The organism is Sphingobacteriales bacterium (genome assembly GCA_016700115.1).
Taxonomy (GTDB): Bacteria; Bacteroidota; Bacteroidia; order Chitinophagales; family UBA2359; genus UBA2359.
In genome coordinates, this window is sequence record CP064999.1 from 1702010 (window position 1) to 1720507 (window position 18498).

Below are 18498 nucleotides of genomic sequence, written 5' to 3' on the forward strand. Positions count from 1 at the left end.
GGTAAACTTTTGTCTATTGAGGCAGGTTTTTCTGCTTTTGTTCGCTATAGTTTTGATACAATAATTGAGTACTCTCCAACATAACGCAAATTTGGTGTTTTTGGTGGGTTAATCAAGCCAAAAAGGATTATTTTTTCGATGTTTGACCTGACTACATTTAAAAAAAAGTTGTTCAACATAACAAACGGGCAGTTTGACCAAACTGCATTGGAGTTGTTTCGGTATCAGGCGGTTCATAATGAAATATATACCCAATACCTTCAACTGCTCAATATCAACTATAAAACGATTGAAAAAGTAGTCAATATTCCGTTTCTTCCGGTAGAATTTTTCAAAACTCATCAATTAGTTTGTCCCGTAGGTGCAACAGTTCAAAAAGTTTTTACCAGTAGCGGCACCACCGGAACATCCACATCCTCACATTTTATTCATGATATTGATATATATGAGCAGAGTTTCACACGAAGCTTCCGGCAATTCTTTGGAAATCCTGACGAATATTGTATTCTGGCACTTCTGCCATCATATTTAGAGCGGGATGGGTCTTCGTTAATTTACATGGTCCGGCATTTAATCGAACTTAGCCAACATCCGCTCAGTGGGTTTTATCTACACAATTACGAACAATTAAACAACACCCTGCAACAAATTAGTAAATGGAATCAAAAAACCCTTTTGATTGGAGTTTCGTTTGCATTATGGGATTTTGCCGAACAGTTTCCTCAGCCTTTGAACAATGTAACGGTCATCGAAACCGGAGGAATGAAAGGCAGGCGACCTGAAATTGTCAGGGAAGCATTGCACCGGATTTTTTGCGAGGCATGGGACTTAACCGCAGTTTGCTCCGAGTATGGAATGACGGAGTTGCTTTCACAAGCATATTCGTTAGGCAGTGGGAGATTTCAATGCCCCCCTTGGATGAAGGTAGTAACACACGAGGTAAACGATCCTTTTGCCTTGGCCGGCTATAGTGAAACCGGAGCTTTGAGCGTTGTTGACCTTGCCAATGTTCATTCCTGCGCATTTTTAGCAACACAAGACATCGGCCGTTTGTATAAAAACGGCACATTTGAAGTGCTTGGCCGCTTCGACTATAGTGATGTAAGAGGGTGTAACCTGTTGGTTTAATTATAAAATCAATCGGGGAGATACTTTAAACATAATTGTAACTACCCGGATATGTGTATGGCTATATTGTAACTTGGTTAGACAAGACTTTTTCAGGAGGATTGAATAACGATTATATAAAACCCTACTATTTCATAATTTTCCAATCTATTTCTAATCAGCAGAAAAAGTTTTAAACAGACTCTAATAGTTACCTGATTGTTAAAATTTGTTTCAACTAATATCTTGCATTTTTATATGGATTGGTACAAGTAATTTTTAATCTTCCTCTTGTCGGTTTTCTTTGAATTTGCTACTATTATTCCGAACTTTTTTCACCTAAGTATTACTGAATAAATAGTTTGTATTATTTTGTATTTTTGCGCCTATGGGACGAGTAAACACACCGATACTAAGTGAAACAGGTCGAAAAGAGTTAGAGACACTGTTTAAAAAATCAGATAACCATAGTTTGCGAAAACGCTGCCAGACAATTTTGTTAAAAGCTGAGGGTCGGCATTCAAAAGATGTAGGAAGCATAGTAGGCATGTGTCATGTGAGTGTGAACAGTTGGTTAAAACGGTATAAATCAGATGGGATAGCAGGCTTATACATCAAACCGGGGCGTGGCAAAAAGCCTCTTATTGATAAAAAATCGGATGAGCATGCTATCTTGGAAGCCGTCAGTCAGCATCGCCAAAAAGTAGCTACCGCCAAGGCAGAATGGGAGGCTTCAAGTGGAAAAGAAGTAAGCAAGAGCACTTTTAAACGTTTTTTAAAAAGCTTGGGGGACGATATAGACGTATAAGAAAGCGTTGCAAAGGAAAGCCTGATGAGCAAATTTATCAGTCGAAGAAATCGGACTTGCAAGAATTGGAGAAGTTGTCACAAAAAGGGCAGATAGACCTATTTTATGGCGATGAAAGCAGGGTTAGTAGCGAGGGATATGTCCCCTACGGCTGGCAATTCCCCGATGAGAAAGTGGCTGTATATACAGAAAAAGGGTACAAAGTCAATATATTTGGCTTGATTAGCAGAACAAATCAATGCTATTGGGAAACCACCCAACAGAATATAGATGCCAAGTTTATTGTCAATCATTTGGATAAATTATCGCTTAACATCAGAAAACATACCGTTGTTGTCTTGGATAATTCCAGTGTCCACCAATCTAAATTATTGAACCTCTTACTGCCTATTTGGCAAAACAGAGGCTTGTTTGTCTTTTTTCTGCCCACTTACTCGCCGCATTTGAACATCGCCGAAACGATGTGGAGAAAGTTAAAGTGTGAGTGGCTTGTTCCAGAAGATTACCTCGAAAAAGATAGCCTCCTTTATGCTGTCAATCGTTGTATGGCTAATATAGGCAATCATCTCAAAATCAATTTTAGCCCTTTTAATGCAAACTAAATATGGTCAAGTACTTACATGGAAATGAATAGCACTATTTTTTAAATATAGTCAGTATTAATTATTGAGCTTTTGACAATTTGGCTGCTTCTCTTACTTGCTTTATTTGTTTTTACTATTTTTGACAAACTTTCCGGTCTGCACAACAAAAGATTGGAGCATCGGGTAATTGCTTAAATAAGTAATTTGATTTCAATGAAGCGTTCCATTTCCTTTTTACTCTTTTATTTTTGTTCATTACCGCTTGTTTTTGCTCAATTTGTTACCCATGGCCCTGTAGTGGGTGCTTTGGGTCCTCACAGTGCCCGTATGTATGTGCGCACTTCTTTTGAGCGCAATTTTATCTTACAACTTTCTCAGGATACCTTGTTTGGTAAAACTATACAGTTTGCGGGACATACCGTTGCAGATAAAGATTTCACCACTATTTTAAATCTGACAGGTCTGCAACCCTATACCTTTTATTATTACCGACTCTTGTTTGACGGCCAACCCGATGAGAGAAAAGGCAGTTTTACTACCTTTCCGCCCGAAGGGCAAAAGGGGCATTACGTTTTTACAACAGGCTCTTGTCAGGAAACCGAAAACATGAAAGTTTTTGATGTCATACCTTTGCATCAACCCAATCTGTTTTTACATACCGGCGATTGGACATATCCAAGTTATCAGTTAGATAATACCTATCCTACCAATTATAACACCGTTCAATTAGCATGGCGCAGGCATTACAACGAAAACCGGATGAAAGATATGTTGCTCACCGTACCTATAGATTATGTACACGATGATGATGATGGGTTTGGCCCACACAGGGAGGCTTGGTACAGTACTACCTATACGCAAGACTCCTTAAGCGGCGAAATCTATAACGGCTTTACTTTTGATACCATTACACAGCAAATGCGCTCCAATGTGTTTAAGGCTTATACCGAGTTTTTTCCTGCTTATGCCCTGCCCGATACAAGCATTGGCCTGTACCACAGTTTTAAAATGGGTAATTGCGAATTTTTTTTCCTCGATACCCGTTCGAATTCCGATTTACCAACCTTAGCCTACCAATACGATGTAGCCACCAACCTATGGTCTTTTAACCCGCCGCCCGGCCATAAAATTATAGGCACCAAACAAATGCAATGGCTTAAAAACGGACTAATGAATTCTAACGCCGATTGGAAGTTTTTGGTTGGCGGTGTACCGTTTAATAAAAACATAAGATTGATTATCAATTTTGCGCTCAATTTTCAGCAAACAGCTTTAAGTATAGCGGGGGTAAACGGCACCGGATTTCGCCTTTCTGCCAGCTTTGCAGGTTATTGGGCAGGCTACCCCGAAGAACAAAATGAACTGCTCCAATTTATTGCCGATAACCAATTAAAAGATTTGATATACATTAGCGGCGATACGCACCACAATGTAATAGACGACGGAACCAATGCCGGTATGCCCGAACTAAACGCAAGTGGGCTAAGTGTAACCGGAACCAACCTGGCCTATTTTCTCAATTTATTCGGGCAGTTAATTCCTAATGCGCCCTCCATAAGCGACTCGGTTTGGAATGGAGGTGGAAACGGCTTGGGGAATACCAATTTTAAAAACGCATTTGGTAAAATAGAAGTGTTTAATGCAGATTCGGTAAAACTTTATGTGATAGATGAAGATAATGAAGTGGTTAGTCATATTACCATTGCTCACTCAGGTAAAACTAATACCCCAACTGCTAATACTGCCAATAACATACTCAGCAAGGTATATCCGGTCCCGCCCCAAAGCGGTCAGTTAATTGTTCAATTACAGCCCGATTACACCATAAACCCTGCCGACCGCTGCTATATAACCGATATGGCAGGTAAAACAGTAGCACAAATTCCGCTCGAAAGTTTTACTTACAATACTGCAATTATTGATGTAAGCCACTTGCCACATGGAAACTATATAGTGGTATATCAAAGCGGTAACAACCAATGCGAAAGCCAAAAAATATATTTGCCTTAATTCTCAAATTAAATTTTGTTGGCACTATAGATTGGCAAAAAAATAATGCCTCATACCCTGATAAATCTTGCTATCTCAAATACCTTCAACCCACACCGCGATGTGGGCTTCGTGTTGACCGGCTACTAATACAGCAGCCCTCCAACAGCACAGGTACTTAAATTAAACAGCCTCGCCAAAAAATACAGCTACATAGGTTGCGACAGTAGGGTGGTGGTAGAAGTGTTTCCCGGCATCCCAGCTAACTCGATATAAGCAACAGAGGTATTGGTTTATCCTGTTCCGGCATCTGCCCACTTCTACATCCGCCACTAAATACCCGCCGCCGGTGGGTTACCTTCCGGTTGCACAATCCGGAGTTTGTACTATGCGTTTGGCAGTCAGATAGCAAGTCAGTGTTGCCGGGTAGCGCAGGAGTAACACAAATATCGGTAGCCCAATTGCCGACGGGTATTTAATACTATCGGGTGTGGTTGCCCGCATCGGTGCAGTCAGTTGCATGCGGGAAAGTGGTGGTGGAATAATTGCCGGTTAAGGGGCACAACCCAGCTTTACCCCTATTTGTAGGTTATTGGTATGTCGCAGATGCAATATTAGATTGGATGGTATTAGTATAATGATTGGCTAAGTTTTCTTTTTCAATGCTTCTATCCTTTTTTTTGCCCATCCAAGCCTATCGATATTCCATTCATCATATAACTCTTTGAAACAAATACTGCATGGCCTAAAACCCATATCCAAAGCTTCCAACTCATCTTTAAAAAAAACCTGAGTTGAAGTGGCTTCGTTCTTTTTTGTATTCACTACTAAAGAACGGCCACCTTTGCAATCAACCCAAAAAGTGTCTGTTGTGGGGTTGTAAGTGCCAATTTTACCATAAGTTTTACTTGCTTTAGCACTTGCATTACACCCTGCCAAGGTCAATTCCCCGTTCTTTACCATCTTCACAATTTCTTCTTTAGTAGTATTCTTTCTGTAAATCATAGTTTGTTGTGTTTTTTAATTCTAAGATAAATAATGGAATGTGGCAAAATTAGAAAACACAATTCAGCAATTATGGAATTTTTCAGAAATGTTATTTAATTTCTAAAGTTTTCAAAATTTTAAAGGGTGTAAGGCTAAAATTGCTGACTAAAACCCTGATTATCATGCAAGAAATTTTTGCAGTTGCTGCCGGATTTGCCGGATAGTTTCTGTCTATGGCAGGACCTATAAGTGCCAGGATGTGGGAAGCGGGAAACTGGTTGGTGGTGGATGGTGGGTATAGGGTAGAGACAAGGCATGCCTTGTCTCTACAAAACATAATTTGTCTATCTCCAACAGACAGCCTGTGGCTTGATTGAACAAGGTTAGTCATATTCTAAAACAACACGGAAACTACTGTTAGGTACATCGCCTGTTTCCTAAAATTTGACCCGCATCATGGCTTTAACCTCTGATCTGGTGTTGCCTTCAATTTGGTCATTTCCAGTACCAATACTATCCTGATTTGCCCAATAGGTTTGAGCAAACCGCAGCCATACATCTAAATTTTTAAACACTTTGTATCGAAGGGTGAGGTAAAAACGGCTGCCGCGGTTGTAGTATGGCGGAACGCTGAACACAAACAGCACATCGTTTTCATAAGCATAAATCCGGGTATTGTAAGAAGGGGTGTCGAACAGTGCAAACCTTGTTGAGAAAGAAAGCGGAAAAGAAAGGGGTTTAAAAATAAAGTCTTGCATAATCATATATCCAAACTCGGCAGGGGGTTCGCCATGTTTGTACCAAGTTGTTTCGAGCCTGGTTTTAAGGGTGATGGTTTTGCTGATTCTGCATTGCAGATGATAGCGCAGGTTGCCTCTCAATTGGTCGCTCAGGTAGTCAGTAACTGTTATGTTATCGGGTGTGTTTCTGCCTTTTGTTTCGGTTCTGAACCTGAGATACATTTCATAGTCGCGAACAGGTTTGAAAGTTGCTTGCAGCAAAAAATCTGCTCCGTGTGACGGGGCATCGGTCAAAAATTTTAACCAGGGGTGTTTGTAAATATCTGCATAAGCGCTGATTTCAATTTTGTAGATTGGTTTCAGAAACAGCCCGATAAAAGTTCCGGTTTCATTGTTAGGCAGCGTGCTTTCGGCAAAGGGTGCAGCATAAAGGGTTTGAAAATTGCGCTGATAATAACGGTGCAAAACAGACAAGGATACTTTTGAGTCAAGTGCCACCAGCAAGCCATTTAAGGTGGCAAGCCCGCCGTTATCGCTTATTGCAGTTTCTCCAAAAAAATGAAAATTGCGCCATAAAAACCGGTAGTCCATACTGATATTGAGCAGTTCATTTCCTGTAAACCGGTATTGATTGTACGCAGATGTTTGTGGAACAAGGTTGGCATCTAAACGGGTGTAGATGGAGTTGAAGCATAGTTGTAACTTACGGCTTTTGTAACCCATACTGCCACCGGTAACAAACTGACGAATAGCATTTCGATCGGCAAGTTCGGCATCAGTACGATGTAAGCCTGAAATCAAGAGAGATGATGCTTCCTGTAATTCGGCGGCATCTTCAATCACCACATCCCCTTCTTCGGTTTCAACATCAACTATGGTGGTATCTGATACCTGAGTTGTTAAATTGGCATCAATTGGCTTGTAGGAAGCAAACAGCGTAGCTTCCCAGTTTTTATGCCCAACAGTAGCAGCCCCACCGCGGTAAAACAACGCCTCATTGACTGAGGTGTAGGCTTTAACCGGTTGGCTGTTTCGGGCAATGTTCATCACAAAACTGCTTTTTCGGAATGCTAAACCCGTCCAGGCTATTAGTCCTTGTCCCAGTCTGATTTCGTAATCTCCAAGTGCAACATGTTTAAACACCCCAATATTGCGCAGGTATAGATGTGCAGAATAAAAATCAAACCCTCGTTTTTGGGAGCCACGGAAAAACTCCTCACCCGGATCCTTTTCTGCCGTAAAACCATAACTGAGGCGGGTGCCGTAATTGTAACGGTAGCGGGTATATATCCGTTCGGGGCTGCCTTTGTATCGAGGGGCTTCCGTGCCGTCAGATTGTGTAGAAGGAATAAATCCTGCCTGATTTTCGAGTAAACGCGTATAACGAATGAAAATCTGATGCTGGCCTTTGTAAAACAGATGTTTAACGGGAATATGAAAATCGTCCAAATCTCCGGCAGTAAAAAAAGGAGCTATGCGCCGGCAGGTTTCCATATCCAACTCAGGTACTGATTGCAACTCGTAAATTGAAATAAAGTTGCCAATCATATTCCGGTAGTTCAGAATACCGTTAATCTGAATATCAGATAGCAGACCCAGTTCCGAAATATCATCGTAATCTACTTTGTTGAGTTTTAATGGCTTTTGCAAATAATCATACAGTTTTTCCTGATAGGTATCGTAATCAATTTCGGCATCTTCCAAATCTTCGGTCAGGTTTTCTATCATTTCATCTACTGAGGGCAGGTTATCTTCCTTACCTTCGGGTAAAGGCTGCGCCTGCAAGGGAACGGCGTAAATACAAGCCAACCCTATAAACCAAAAGAGATATTTAATAAATGGATTACGCATACTTTTGAAACCAAAAAAAGAATCTGTCGTTTTACATCAACTTGTGTCATTTGTAAGGGTGAAAGAATGACGTTTACCAGTCTTTACCCATCCCAAATTACCTTGCCAAAGGTAAGGGAATATTTGTTATCAGACAGTGTTGCTTCCGTTTCTATTTAAGAAACACAAATCACCGTGAGTTGAGAAACTAATTAAATCCACGGGCAATCTACAAACAAGCTGTTTGATTTTTGTCATTGCTTATGTGACAAAAGTTACTCAACTCTTCCCCTGAGTCTGATGTTTTTGATGCAGGAAGGTGGATGTCATCTTCAACCATTTTTAAAAACCATAATAACTCAATTTAATCGTGGCAAAACAAACATTCAGAGAATTAATTGAAGGCGAGGTGCCTGTTTTAGTAGATTTTTACGCAGATTGGTGTGCCCCGTGCCGCATGATGGCTCCTGTTTTGGAAGAATTCAAAACTGAGATGGGCGAAAAAGTCAAAGTTATCAAAATTAACGTTGACCACAATCAGGGCATTTCTCAAGCTTTAAACATTTCGAGCATCCCAACGCTGATATTATTTAAAAACGGCGAGAACAAATGGCGGCACAGCGGATTGGTTCAACTCAGTCAGCTAAGGCATATGATGAGTCAACTGGCTTAGATTTGATGTTCAATTATTAAAATTATTCGTTTGGCAGGAAGTGAAAGCGGGGCGTTCTGAAAGACGGTTCGCCCCGTTTGGATTCCTGAAAAACGAAGAAAACAAAATCATTCTGATTTATGGGGTTTCCATTCTTCTATAACTGATATGTTGGTTCAACGAGTTGTTTAGGTCTAAAAAACCAACTTTAGAAATACTTCCAATTGCTCGCTATTCTTAAATTTGCGTTCATAGTACAGCGCATTAAAATTAAGAAGATGAAAAACCGGAGTGTATTTGCAGTAAAGTTGTTGTTATTTTTATTTGCCTTTCAAACAGCGTATTCTCAAAACCAAAATAAGGTGTTAATTCTGGGCATAGACGGTTGCCGGGGAGATGCCTTGCAAGCAGCCAATACGCCAAATCTCGACCAATTGCTGGAGCATGGGGTTTATTCTTATGATGCTTTTACACACTCACCTACCTGGAGCGGTGCCGGATGGAGCAGTATGCTCACAGGGGTATGGGAAACCAAACACAATGTGTATAACAATGCTTTTACCAGCCCCAACTATGCGCAGTATCCTCATTTTATTCAACGGGTTGAAACGATACATCCAGAATTGAATACCGCTTCGGTTTGTCATTGGTCGCCCATCAACACCATCATCAACACACTTTGCGATGAAGAGTACAATTACAGTACAGATTTAGAGGTAAAAAACAAATCGGTTGAAATTCTCAACACCGGTAACCCGGACGTGTTGTTTGTTGACTTTGACGATGTAGATTTGAATGGGCATGTACATGGATTTGACCCGGGTGTAGCTGCTTACCTGAATGCCATTCAGATAACTGACGGTTATTGCGGTGAAATTTTAACTGCTCTGTATAACCGGCCTACTTATAACAGTGAAAACTGGCTGATACTTGTATCAACCGACCATGGCGGAAATACCAATGGACATGGAGGACCCTCGTTTGAAGAGCGAAATATTTTTGTCATCGCTCATCGGGATAATCTGCCTCCTCAACAAATTGTTCGCCAAACCATTCTGCAGGACATTCCCACAGCTTTAAATTTTAACGGGACCAACCAATATGCTGCGCCTGTGAGTCCGGGTACTGCTTTTCAGTTTGGAACTACTCAGGATTTTTCAATAGAAATGCGGGTTCAATATACTACACTGACAGGCGATGCCGCCTTTATTTCGGACAAAAACTGGAACAGCGGGGTCAACAAAGGATTTGTAATTTCTACGCCAACTTCCAATCTAAACCGGTGGAAAGTGAATGTCGGAGATGGGGTAAACCGTGTGGATGTGAATGGAGGGGTGGTTTCTGACGGGCAATGGCATCTGCTTACCGCAACTTTTGACCGCGATGGGCTGCTGACTTTGTATCAGGATGGAGAGTTGGCCGGTATCACCAGTATGGCAAATATAAGCGACATCAACAGTTCTCTGCCACTGACCATCGGACAAGACGGCACCAGAACTTATCCTCATTGGTTTAACGGCAAAATTTCGGAAGTGAGGATTTGGAATACAGTATTGACGGCGGAAACAGTTTCAGCCTGGACCTGCGAATCGGTCAACAATACACATAGTAACTATGCCAACTTGCTGGCATACTGGAAAATGGATGAAGGAAGCGGCTCGTCCTTGATAGATTCATCTCCTAACGGAATTCATGCTGCGCAGACAGGGGGGACTATACAATGGGTTTTGGCAACCGGTGCGCAAACCTGCTTTGATTTTTCGAACACTCCCCGCATTGTAGATATTGCCTGTACGGCGTTGACCCATCTTGGTATCGGCTTTTTACCTGAATGGGATTTAGACGGCAGAAGTCTGATTATTCCGATTTCGGGACCACAAGTTAACTGCACAGGTAATGTACAATACTATCAGGTTCCACCTCAGGGCAATTGCAGCTATAACTGGTCAGTCAATGGTGGAGTTATCCTGAGCGGGCAGGGCACAAATGCCATCACTGTTCAATGGGCGAATCCTGCTCCGGGACAAGTTATACTCGAACTGGAATAGCCGGAATAACCGAATTTATAACCAGTTCAAAAAAAAACGAAGGCTAATTTGAGTTCAGCCTTCGTTTTTTAATTTTAATCACCTGCAATTTATTACCGGCCTATTCCGGAGCGAAAGTTTTTTTCAAACACGCCCCATTTGATGTTTTTATCGTAGTAGCCGTCTCCAAAATAACGCAGGGCTTTATCCATATCGCGGGGTTCCATATATCCGGGGATGATGGTCAGTTTGCTGAGTTGGTGGTCTAAAACCACAACAGAGGGCAGGTTTATTTGGCCATCGAGCAGGGTGAGTGCCAATTCGTGTACTCCGCCCCGAGAGTCTGAACGAAATCGGAAAACATCATTGCCAACGGTGATGGTTTCTTTGGATTCTGAGTCAAATTTTACAGCGTAGTATTTATCATTGATATATTCTGCAATTTCGGGATGTTGGAACGTGGTTTTATCCATTTTTTTACACCAACCGCACCAGTCTGCATATACATCTATGATGATTTTTTTGGGGTCTGTTTTAGCGAGTTCAATGGCTTCGATAATAGATACCCAATTTACCTTTTCGCCTTTCGGTTTGCCGGCACTGTTCGGTAAAGTAAAGGAATTTAAAGACAAGAGCGAGAACACAAGGGCAAATGAGAGGAGAATTTGTTTCATTTTTTAAAAAGTTCTTGATTTTTGTGAAAGGACAGAAAGATTAGAAAAATGGGTATTGCTAAAATCTATTCGGACAGAATTTTCTGTTAATGGTTTAACGAAATTGCAGTAAAAAAAATTGGACATCGCTCGTACTAATTCAACCGGTAAGGTACTGCCATCTTAAAATCGGGTATTTGCACCCAAAACTGATGATTGTCTTGTAATCTCACCATCAGGAATGAGCCGTACATGTGCCCAAACTCGGTTTGGAGGTTGCAGGCCGAAGTATATTGGTAGGAGGTACCCGGTTCTAAAACGGGCTGAACTCCGACAACTCCCTCCCCTTCAACTTCTCTTTTTGAGCCGTCTCCATCCCAGATATACCAATGCCGGCGAAGCAATTGTACCGTAAAACGGGTCAAGTTGTGAATGGTAATATGGTAAGCGAACAAATAAAAACTGTACTGCGGGTTGGAGCCTTCGGGATAGTAATTAGTTTCTACACTTACCTGTATGCCATCTGTTTGAGCGCTTACAATCATATTGGTCAGAGTCTGGAATAAAAAATTCAGGGGGTTACAGGTCAAATTTTTCGGGTTTCATCTGTGGGAATAATAAAACATCCTGAATGGATGCCTGATTGGTCATAATCATAGTGAGGCGGTCTATCCCGATACCGAGTCCGGCAGTTGGAGGCATTCCATATTCGAGGGCACGGAGGTAATCGTCGTCGAGCATCATGGCTTCAAAATCACCCCGTTTTCCGAGTTCCAACTGCTCTTCAAATCGTTGTCGCTGGTCTAAAGGGTCGTTCAGTTCTGAAAAAGCGTTGCATATTTCTTTGCTGTTACAGATGGCTTCAAACCTTTCGACCAACCCGGGTTTAGTCCGGTGTTTTTTAGCCAAGGGCGACATTTCAACCGGATAGTCGGTGATAAAGGTAGGTTGTATGAGTAGCGGTTCACATTTTTCACCAAATATTTCATCAATTAGTTTTGCTCTTCCCATCGAGCTGTCGGTTTCGATGTTGAACCGGTTACAGACCTCACGCAGTTGATGTTCATCCATTGTGCTGATGTCCACGCCGGTAAATTGCTCAATTGCCTCATACATGGTATAGCGTTTCCATGGCCGTTTAAAACTAATTAGATTTTCACCGACCATCAACTCTGTGGTACCGTGCAGGTCCATAGCAGCCCGTTCAATCATGGCTTCCGTAAAATTCATCATCCACAGGTAGTCTTTGTAGGCTACATAGACTTCGAGCATGGTAAACTCCGGGTTATGAAAGCGGCTCATCCCTTCATTTCTGAAGTCTTTGGCAAATTCAAACACACCTTCAAATCCCCCTGCAATTAATCGTTTCAGGTACAATTCGTTTGCAATGCGCAGGTAAAACGGGATATCGAGCGCATTGTGATGGGTTTTGAACGGGCGGGCAGCAGCACCTCCGTAAATAGACTGAAGGATGGGGGTTTCGACTTCGAGATATCCGGATTCGGCCATAAAACGGCGCATACTGTTGATCAGTTGCGAGCGTTTGATGAAGACCTCTTTTGTTGCAGGATTGATGGTTAAATCCACATAACGTTGACGGTATCTGAATTCGGGGTCAATGACCGCATCGTGAACGGTTCCGTCTTTCTCGGTTTTTACAACCGGAAGTGGTTTTAGCGATTTGCTTAACAGTTGAAGTTGGGTTACATGAATGGTAATTTCCCCGGTTTGAGTAATAAACACATAGCCATGTACACCCACAAAATCGCCGATGTCCAACAGACGTTTAAACACCGTATTGTATTGGGTTTTGTCTTCGGTGGGGCAAATATCATCGCGGCTGATATAGAGTTGGATTTTACCGGATGCATCCTGCAACACGGCAAAGGAAGCCTTTCCCATGATGCGTTTGGTCATCAGGCGGCCGGCAATTTGCACGTTCTGAAAATTTCCGGATTCCGGGTGATAATGTTTCTGTATGTCGGCAGCGGTAGTATTTACTTCAAATTCGGCAGCCGGATAGGCTTCTATTCCCAAAGATTGCAGTTCTTCCAGCGCTTTGCGCCTTTCAATTTCCTGCTCACTTAAATGCTGTGCCATTTTAAAAAAGCGTGTGTTGGTTGTTGAATGAATGAAAAATCCCCGCCGGAATTGCCGGTTAAGGGTGTTAGATGCGAAAAAACGGTCAAGGGCAATTTAGTCTTGTTAAAAGCCAAAATTTATTCCTCCCTGAATTATAAATCCATTGTAAATATATCCGTTGTTATAAATAGGGATATCGCGGTTTTTATTTTTATTGTACAAAACATCATACAACACCATCAGGTTAAACCGCGCCACCCGCCCCATAGGCTGGCTAAATCCTGCACCTATCGGAAGGCGGTGGGCAATTGCCCTTTTGTTTTCGTACAGATAATTGTCTTTGTAAGTCAAAAAATCGTATTGTCCGTGTACAAAAAGATTGCCCCCTGAGTTAAACAGATTGTTAAACACCTGATAGCGGGCAAAAGTGCGACCGCCAAGTACCCGGCCTTTGTAAGAACTCCACCGGTAATATTCAAAGATAGGGCCGGCACCGGCCGAAAACCGGTTGGTAAACCAATAACCTAAAGTTGGGGAAGCAGAAATAAATCCAAATCCATTGCCAAAATTGAAGCCGATATTTCCTTCTACAAAAAACCGGCTTCGGTCAAATTTGCCTACTGTAGTTTTATTGCCATCGTCATTTTCGCTGTCGGATGGTGCAGAATTTTTCGAAGGAACGGGGGTTCTTTGTGCAAAACAATCGGTGATGTTGAAGAAACCGAGACCTGTCAATGCGAGCATCAGGATGTAAACAAGGTGTTGCTTTTTCATAGGAGTAGGGTTTTATATTGGGGAACAAAGTAAAAGCATAAACGGAAAATAACCAAACTGTGGTATTTATTATCACCTGATATTGTCCATCTGATTGAAAGAATGGTTGTTAATTGTCAACATAAGCGTTCCCGGGTTCTAAAAAGTTCTGTAAGGGGCTAAAAGTTGTTTAACAGGGATGTCCAGGTGTGGTGAAAATTGGGTAATAGCTCGATCAATAATTGGTACAGTTCTAAATGTTGTTGTGCATCAGGCTGTTCGGGATACAGACTAAGAATTTGCCCAACATCTTTTTCAAGTGTCTGCCAGGTCTGCTGTACAAATTCGGTATCGGGTAAAGAACCGAACAAAGTACCAATCAGGTTGAGGCGTTCCCGTGAATTATGAATGTCGGCAATCAAATGGTCCAACTGTATGTTATAGTTTAAAAACCCGGATAGCTTGAGGTTGAGGAACAGGAAGGTTTTGAGTAACTCCAGCGTGCAACTGATATTGCCGAGATTGAAGCCCAGATTGAAGGCTAACTGTTCGGCCGATGCAGTTGGAAACAAGTTGTAAAATGCGTTGTAAGAAATTTCAGCCCATTTGAAATAATCGTCCGGTTGAACCGGCACCTGAGGTACTTGTAATCCGCAAATTTCGGCAGTATGGTTTACATGGGGGATGTTTTGCATAAACCATTCGCTTTGGCCTTTAATCCATTCAATCAGTTTTTCACATTCCTCCAGCACCTGTTCGTGAACAGAATTGCTCAATTGTCCGGCAATTACAACGTGGTTGAAATACCATCCGGAATAGGAAAGGATATATCCGTTGATATACAATTGTTTGAGCTGAGGGGAGTTTAATGGCATAATAATGTTTGTATGGAGGATCATCAATTAAGGAATCTGCACTCCCGTTAAAACTGAAATTACGGTCTTAGGGAGTAATGTCAGTATCTGACTAAATTAATCCCTGTTTTACCGGCGTTGGTTTGATACCAGAAAAAATCATTGAGGTCTAAAGTTCCGTCTAAATTGGCATCTGCTTGTGTATAAGTGCTTAAACCGGGTGGAGTAATGATAAACAGGTTAAAGTCGGCATAAGTAATCACCCCGTTTCCGTTCAAATCGCCTGCAAACATGCCATAAACAGCGCCATTTAGCAGGGCTGCCTGAGTTGCCGCCTGTTCAATAGAAACGAATTCAGACAGATTTAATGTAGTTGGATTGGGCAAAATTAAAGGATTGGCGCTCATCAGCCCGATATGGTTCCGGTGTTTTACCGATACATAATATGACATCCCTCCGGTAAGGTTTCCAAATGCCACCCCTTCTGTTCCGTTCAGGTCGGTTATGATTCCGTCATTGCGCAATAAAGCAGCCCGGCGCTCTACAATAACTGAACTGTTGGGGCTTTGACGTACTTCTACCAAAACCCAGTCAACTGTGTTGGGAGGCAGGCTTTGCACACATTCCGTTCCGTTGTAGTTCCAGGGAGCAACATGGTAGGGTTGTGCTACAGGCAAATAGCCATTGGTCAGTAGTTGTGTGCTCATCAATCCACCTCCGGTATTGTAAGGGGCTTGGAGAAAAACCTTTATCCTGACAAAAACCGGATTGTTGATAAAAGGAGGTTGATTGATTGTAAGGGCTGTTGTGCCGGTACATCCATAGTTGTCTGATACCGTGATATTGTAATTTCCGGCGGGAATATTTAAGCGGGTAGCACTGCCGGTATTAAACCCATCGGACCAAAAATAGGAATAGGGGGGTGTGCCTGAAGTTGCCGACAGGGTGGCTTGTCCGTCATCGCTGCCCAGACATGAAGCGTTTTGAAAGCTGCTGACCGTTAAGCCCGGGTTAGGGTGGATGGTCAGGGTAACCAGAGTCCGGGTGAGGCTGTAACAGGCTTGAGGATTTACTGCTTCAACCCAGTATTCATAAACACCGGGCGCAGGTGGAATGGGAGGTGAATAGGTATTTACCCCTTCAAAAATGAGGCTCGCTTCGCCCGTAGCTGTTTCGTACCAGCGATAGGTGTAACCGGCAACAGGTTCTACAGAAAGCGGCGCAGAAAGTACATCGCCCTGACAGATACTTTGACTGACCGCATTGGCGGGTTGTTCGGGTATGTTACAGGCTACCCAGACTGAATAGTCGCGGGGCTGCAATTCGATATAAATACGTCCCAGAAAATCTACCACGGCATAAGGATAGGCGGAGCGTTTTAACACATCCATCAGAATTGAGCCCTGAGTGAGGTTGAATGAGCCGCCCGAAGTATTAACACCGTGGTCCACCCGCAAAACATCCGAGCCACCGGCGAAGTTAATGGCGACAATCACATTGTTACCGGAAGGCGTTCCGCCCAACTGATAAACTAAGGTGGTGTTGGCAAAACCGCCAAAAAAGGACTGAATATAAGGGGTAGAAAAGCGGCTGAGGTAGTCAATGGAGGTAGCTCCGAAAATGTTTTTTTTGTGAATGTCCATCAATTTGTCAATCTGAGGTTTCAGGGCGAAATTTGGAGCATTTGGAATGGAGGTGCCGAAATAATCGGGGTAAAAAACGCAGGGCTGCCCAATCTGATTGTTGGTTAAAATATAGGCATAGGTTAGTATCGGGTCGTTTTGAACGGGCTGTCCGGCATCCCGGAAGTCGTGATTATTGACAAAGGTTACTACATTGTAAGGGCTGCTGCCGGCAGCGCGCACCATGCCCGAATTGAACACATTGCGCACATCGTAACCAAATGAATCGCAGGCATCTTTGAGCGATTGCCGCAGATTAAAATCAAACAGACGCAGTTTTATGGCACTTTGCGCACCGGGATTCATAGAGGCATAAACCTCATTGATCCAGTTGTTGAGCAGCCCGGGGTTGCCGTCAAAAAACTCTCCGACAACCATTTTGGGTATTCGGTTGGTGGCATGGAGATAGTTCATCATGTCGCCGGTAAAAGAGGGCGGAAAATGTTTGACAGCATCCATTCGCAGTCCGCGAATACCCACTTCATCCCATAGCCAGCCTGTCCATGTTTTCAGGGTATCGCGCAATTTTTGTTGCCCCTGGTCGTAGTCATAAAAGAACCACATAAAATCGAGATCGCCACTGAGTTGGGTTGGGTTGCCGTTGGGTTTAAAATAACTCCAGTCCATCCCGCCCCGACCACTTGGAAGGTTGTTAAAATTGGTATAAGTATTATATTTCAGTTCGGACTGAATGTCCTGACTTCGGGCTACACTCCAAAGCCCGTAAATAAAATGGTCGGAATAACCGCTTTGCACATTGCTCAAAACAATCCGAAGGGTATCGCCGGAGGCATTAAAATTTCCCGGATTGATGATTAACCCGAATTCATCCACACCGCAACTGCCGGCACAATTGCCCACATTGTCAATATAGGCTTCCATATCCCGTCCTAATTGAAGAAAGGAAGGGTTTGAAGATTCACTGCAATCGCTGCCGCCATTCGGCTCCTGTTCGGTTTGCGGGGGAAGTCCCTGATAACCTGTGGCATTTGTCCATGCGTAGATTTTGTATTTATTGCCATAAAAATCGGGATGTTTGGAAGCAGAAGCAATTTTAAAATAATAAATACCTGCGCCGTTTAACGAAGCGCCTCCAAGCGGCAAAATACATTGAAACCGGTCGGAAGGGTATGGGTTGTCGCCACTGTTTCTTTTGGTACAGTTGTAGTTTTCAATCCAACCCTCCACGGCGGTGTTTTCTTCTGATAAGCCTCCGTCCCGGTGATTATAGACCACATCTGCAACCGCTTCAATCCCGTTGGCACTGAGTTCGGCAATACAATTGTCCAAACCGGTTCGGGTGCCAAATCCGGTAGGCCCTCCAAATTCACCGAGGTCATACAAATCTCTGGGGTCGTACCCATTGCTGTTGTTGCCAAAACTGCTGTTAGACAAGGGTGGGAGCCAAAGTTGGGTAAACCCTGCATTGCCTAATCCGGCAGCTTTATTTTTAAGCGTGTCAGCCCAGTTAAAGCCGTTGGCAGTTTTTGGGTAATCCCAATACCAACCTTGCATCATAAAATCCTGGGCAACAAGTGGCAGACAAGCCCGGAGTAAGAGTACGATTAGTAAGAGGTGGCGCATAGTGCGGTCTTTTTAAAAATTGGTTATTGGTCGGTATGGTCTTGAAAATTTTCGAAAAATATCTTTGCTTAACAAGCTATGTTGGTAAATGTTTACCTGCCGGTTGCACCGGTGATTCGTTTCACAAAGACCATTTAATAGCAATGGCCACAAATATAATTAAAAT

Annotated in this window: 16 protein-coding genes; 6 read left to right on the forward strand and 10 right to left on the reverse strand. The window is 42.7% G+C overall.

Annotated features, from left to right (window positions below; all coding sequences use genetic code 11):
- Window positions 1-138 precede the first annotated feature (138 nt).
- The 4 genes from IPM47_06015 to IPM47_06030 all read left to right on the forward strand — a co-directional run bounded on the left by IPM47_06015 (window position 139) and on the right by IPM47_06030 (window position 4509).
- Window positions 139-1128, forward strand: a complete 990-nt coding sequence (locus IPM47_06015; protein QQS30494.1) for an acyl transferase — start codon at window positions 139-141, stop codon at window positions 1126-1128.
- A 367-nt stretch (window positions 1129-1495) separates the two neighbouring features.
- Window positions 1496-1915, forward strand: a complete 420-nt coding sequence (locus IPM47_06020; GenBank protein QQS30495.1) for a helix-turn-helix domain containing protein — start codon at window positions 1496-1498, stop codon at window positions 1913-1915.
- Window positions 1912-2517 (forward strand): IS630 family transposase, encoded by a 606-nt coding sequence (locus tag IPM47_06025; GenBank protein QQS31399.1) that lies wholly within the window; start codon window positions 1912-1914, stop codon window positions 2515-2517. The genes IPM47_06020 and IPM47_06025 overlap by 4 nt, the downstream gene beginning before the upstream one ends.
- A 195-nt stretch (window positions 2518-2712) precedes the next feature.
- Complete coding sequence (locus IPM47_06030) at window positions 2713-4509, forward strand: alkaline phosphatase D family protein (protein ID QQS30496.1); 1797 nt, start codon at window positions 2713-2715, stop codon at window positions 4507-4509.
- Between the two features lie 333 nt (window positions 4510-4842).
- Here the strand turns inward: IPM47_06030 and IPM47_06035 are convergent, their stop codons facing one another.
- The 4 genes from IPM47_06035 to IPM47_06050 form a co-directional block, all read right to left on the reverse strand.
- Complete coding sequence (locus IPM47_06035; protein QQS30497.1) at window positions 4843-5010, reverse strand: hypothetical protein; 168 nt, start codon at window positions 5008-5010, stop codon at window positions 4843-4845.
- Window positions 5011-5133: 123 nt separating this feature from the next.
- Complete coding sequence (locus tag IPM47_06040) at window positions 5134-5493, reverse strand: hypothetical protein (protein QQS30498.1); 360 nt, start codon at window positions 5491-5493, stop codon at window positions 5134-5136.
- Window positions 5494-5584: 91 nt separating this feature from the next.
- On the reverse strand, window positions 5585-5812 hold the full coding sequence (locus IPM47_06045; GenBank protein ID QQS30499.1) for a hypothetical protein: 228 nt from the start codon (window positions 5810-5812) through the stop codon (window positions 5585-5587).
- Between the two features lie 100 nt (window positions 5813-5912).
- A complete protein-coding gene (locus tag IPM47_06050; GenBank protein QQS30500.1) occupies window positions 5913-8066 on the reverse strand; it encodes a helix-hairpin-helix domain-containing protein in 2154 nt (717 codons plus the stop codon).
- A gap of 346 nt (window positions 8067-8412) precedes the next feature.
- Here IPM47_06050 and trxA point away from each other — a divergent pair, with 346 nt between their 5' ends.
- Both trxA and IPM47_06060 read left to right on the forward strand, forming a co-directional pair.
- A complete protein-coding gene (gene trxA / locus IPM47_06055; protein ID QQS31400.1) occupies window positions 8413-8718 on the forward strand; it encodes a thioredoxin in 306 nt (101 codons plus the stop codon).
- A 257-nt stretch (window positions 8719-8975) separates the two neighbouring features.
- Window positions 8976-10745 (forward strand): alkaline phosphatase family protein, encoded by a 1770-nt coding sequence (locus IPM47_06060; GenBank protein QQS30501.1) that lies wholly within the window; start codon window positions 8976-8978, stop codon window positions 10743-10745.
- 92 nt (window positions 10746-10837) lie between these two features.
- Here IPM47_06060 and IPM47_06065 read toward each other — a convergent pair whose 3' ends face one another.
- The 6 genes from IPM47_06065 to IPM47_06090 all read right to left on the reverse strand — a co-directional run bounded on the left by IPM47_06065 (window position 10838) and on the right by IPM47_06090 (window position 18332).
- Window positions 10838-11398 (reverse strand): DUF255 domain-containing protein, encoded by a 561-nt coding sequence (locus IPM47_06065; protein ID QQS30502.1) that lies wholly within the window; start codon window positions 11396-11398, stop codon window positions 10838-10840.
- A gap of 134 nt (window positions 11399-11532) precedes the next feature.
- Window positions 11533-11919, reverse strand: coding sequence for a Co2+/Mg2+ efflux protein ApaG (gene apaG / locus IPM47_06070; GenBank protein ID QQS31401.1), 387 nt, complete (start codon window positions 11917-11919; stop codon window positions 11533-11535).
- A 37-nt stretch (window positions 11920-11956) separates the two neighbouring features.
- Complete coding sequence (gene lysS / locus IPM47_06075) at window positions 11957-13477, reverse strand: lysine--tRNA ligase (protein QQS30503.1); 1521 nt, start codon at window positions 13475-13477, stop codon at window positions 11957-11959.
- A gap of 105 nt (window positions 13478-13582) precedes the next feature.
- On the reverse strand, window positions 13583-14233 hold the full coding sequence (locus IPM47_06080) for a hypothetical protein (GenBank protein ID QQS30504.1): 651 nt from the start codon (window positions 14231-14233) through the stop codon (window positions 13583-13585).
- 158 nt (window positions 14234-14391) lie between these two features.
- Complete coding sequence (locus tag IPM47_06085; protein ID QQS30505.1) at window positions 14392-15087, reverse strand: hypothetical protein; 696 nt, start codon at window positions 15085-15087, stop codon at window positions 14392-14394.
- A gap of 80 nt (window positions 15088-15167) precedes the next feature.
- Window positions 15168-18332, reverse strand: a complete 3165-nt coding sequence (locus IPM47_06090; GenBank protein ID QQS30506.1) for a hypothetical protein — start codon at window positions 18330-18332, stop codon at window positions 15168-15170.
- Window positions 18333-18498: the final 166 nt, after the last annotated feature.

Coding starts and splice junctions, on each gene's coding strand:
- IPM47_06015 (QQS30494.1), top strand. CDS start 139: ATGTTTGACCTGACTACATTTAAAAAAAAGTTGTTCAACATAACAAAC.
- IPM47_06020 (QQS30495.1), top strand. CDS start 1,496: ATGGGACGAGTAAACACACCGATACTAAGTGAAACAGGTCGAAAAGAG.
- IPM47_06030 (QQS30496.1), top strand. CDS start 2,713: ATGAAGCGTTCCATTTCCTTTTTACTCTTTTATTTTTGTTCATTACCG.
- IPM47_06035 (QQS30497.1), bottom strand. CDS start 5,010: ATGCAACTGACTGCACCGATGCGGGCAACCACACCCGATAGTATTAAA.
- IPM47_06040 (QQS30498.1), bottom strand. CDS start 5,493: ATGATTTACAGAAAGAATACTACTAAAGAAGAAATTGTGAAGATGGTA.
- IPM47_06045 (QQS30499.1), bottom strand. CDS start 5,812: ATGTTTTGTAGAGACAAGGCATGCCTTGTCTCTACCCTATACCCACCA.
- IPM47_06050 (QQS30500.1), bottom strand. CDS start 8,066: ATGCGTAATCCATTTATTAAATATCTCTTTTGGTTTATAGGGTTGGCT.
- IPM47_06060 (QQS30501.1), top strand. CDS start 8,976: ATGAAAAACCGGAGTGTATTTGCAGTAAAGTTGTTGTTATTTTTATTT.
- IPM47_06065 (QQS30502.1), bottom strand. CDS start 11,398: ATGAAACAAATTCTCCTCTCATTTGCCCTTGTGTTCTCGCTCTTGTCT.
- lysS (QQS30503.1), bottom strand. CDS start 13,477: ATGGCACAGCATTTAAGTGAGCAGGAAATTGAAAGGCGCAAAGCGCTG.
- IPM47_06080 (QQS30504.1), bottom strand. CDS start 14,233: ATGAAAAAGCAACACCTTGTTTACATCCTGATGCTCGCATTGACAGGT.
- IPM47_06085 (QQS30505.1), bottom strand. CDS start 15,087: ATGCCATTAAACTCCCCTCAGCTCAAACAATTGTATATCAACGGATAT.
- IPM47_06090 (QQS30506.1), bottom strand. CDS start 18,332: ATGCGCCACCTCTTACTAATCGTACTCTTACTCCGGGCTTGTCTGCCA.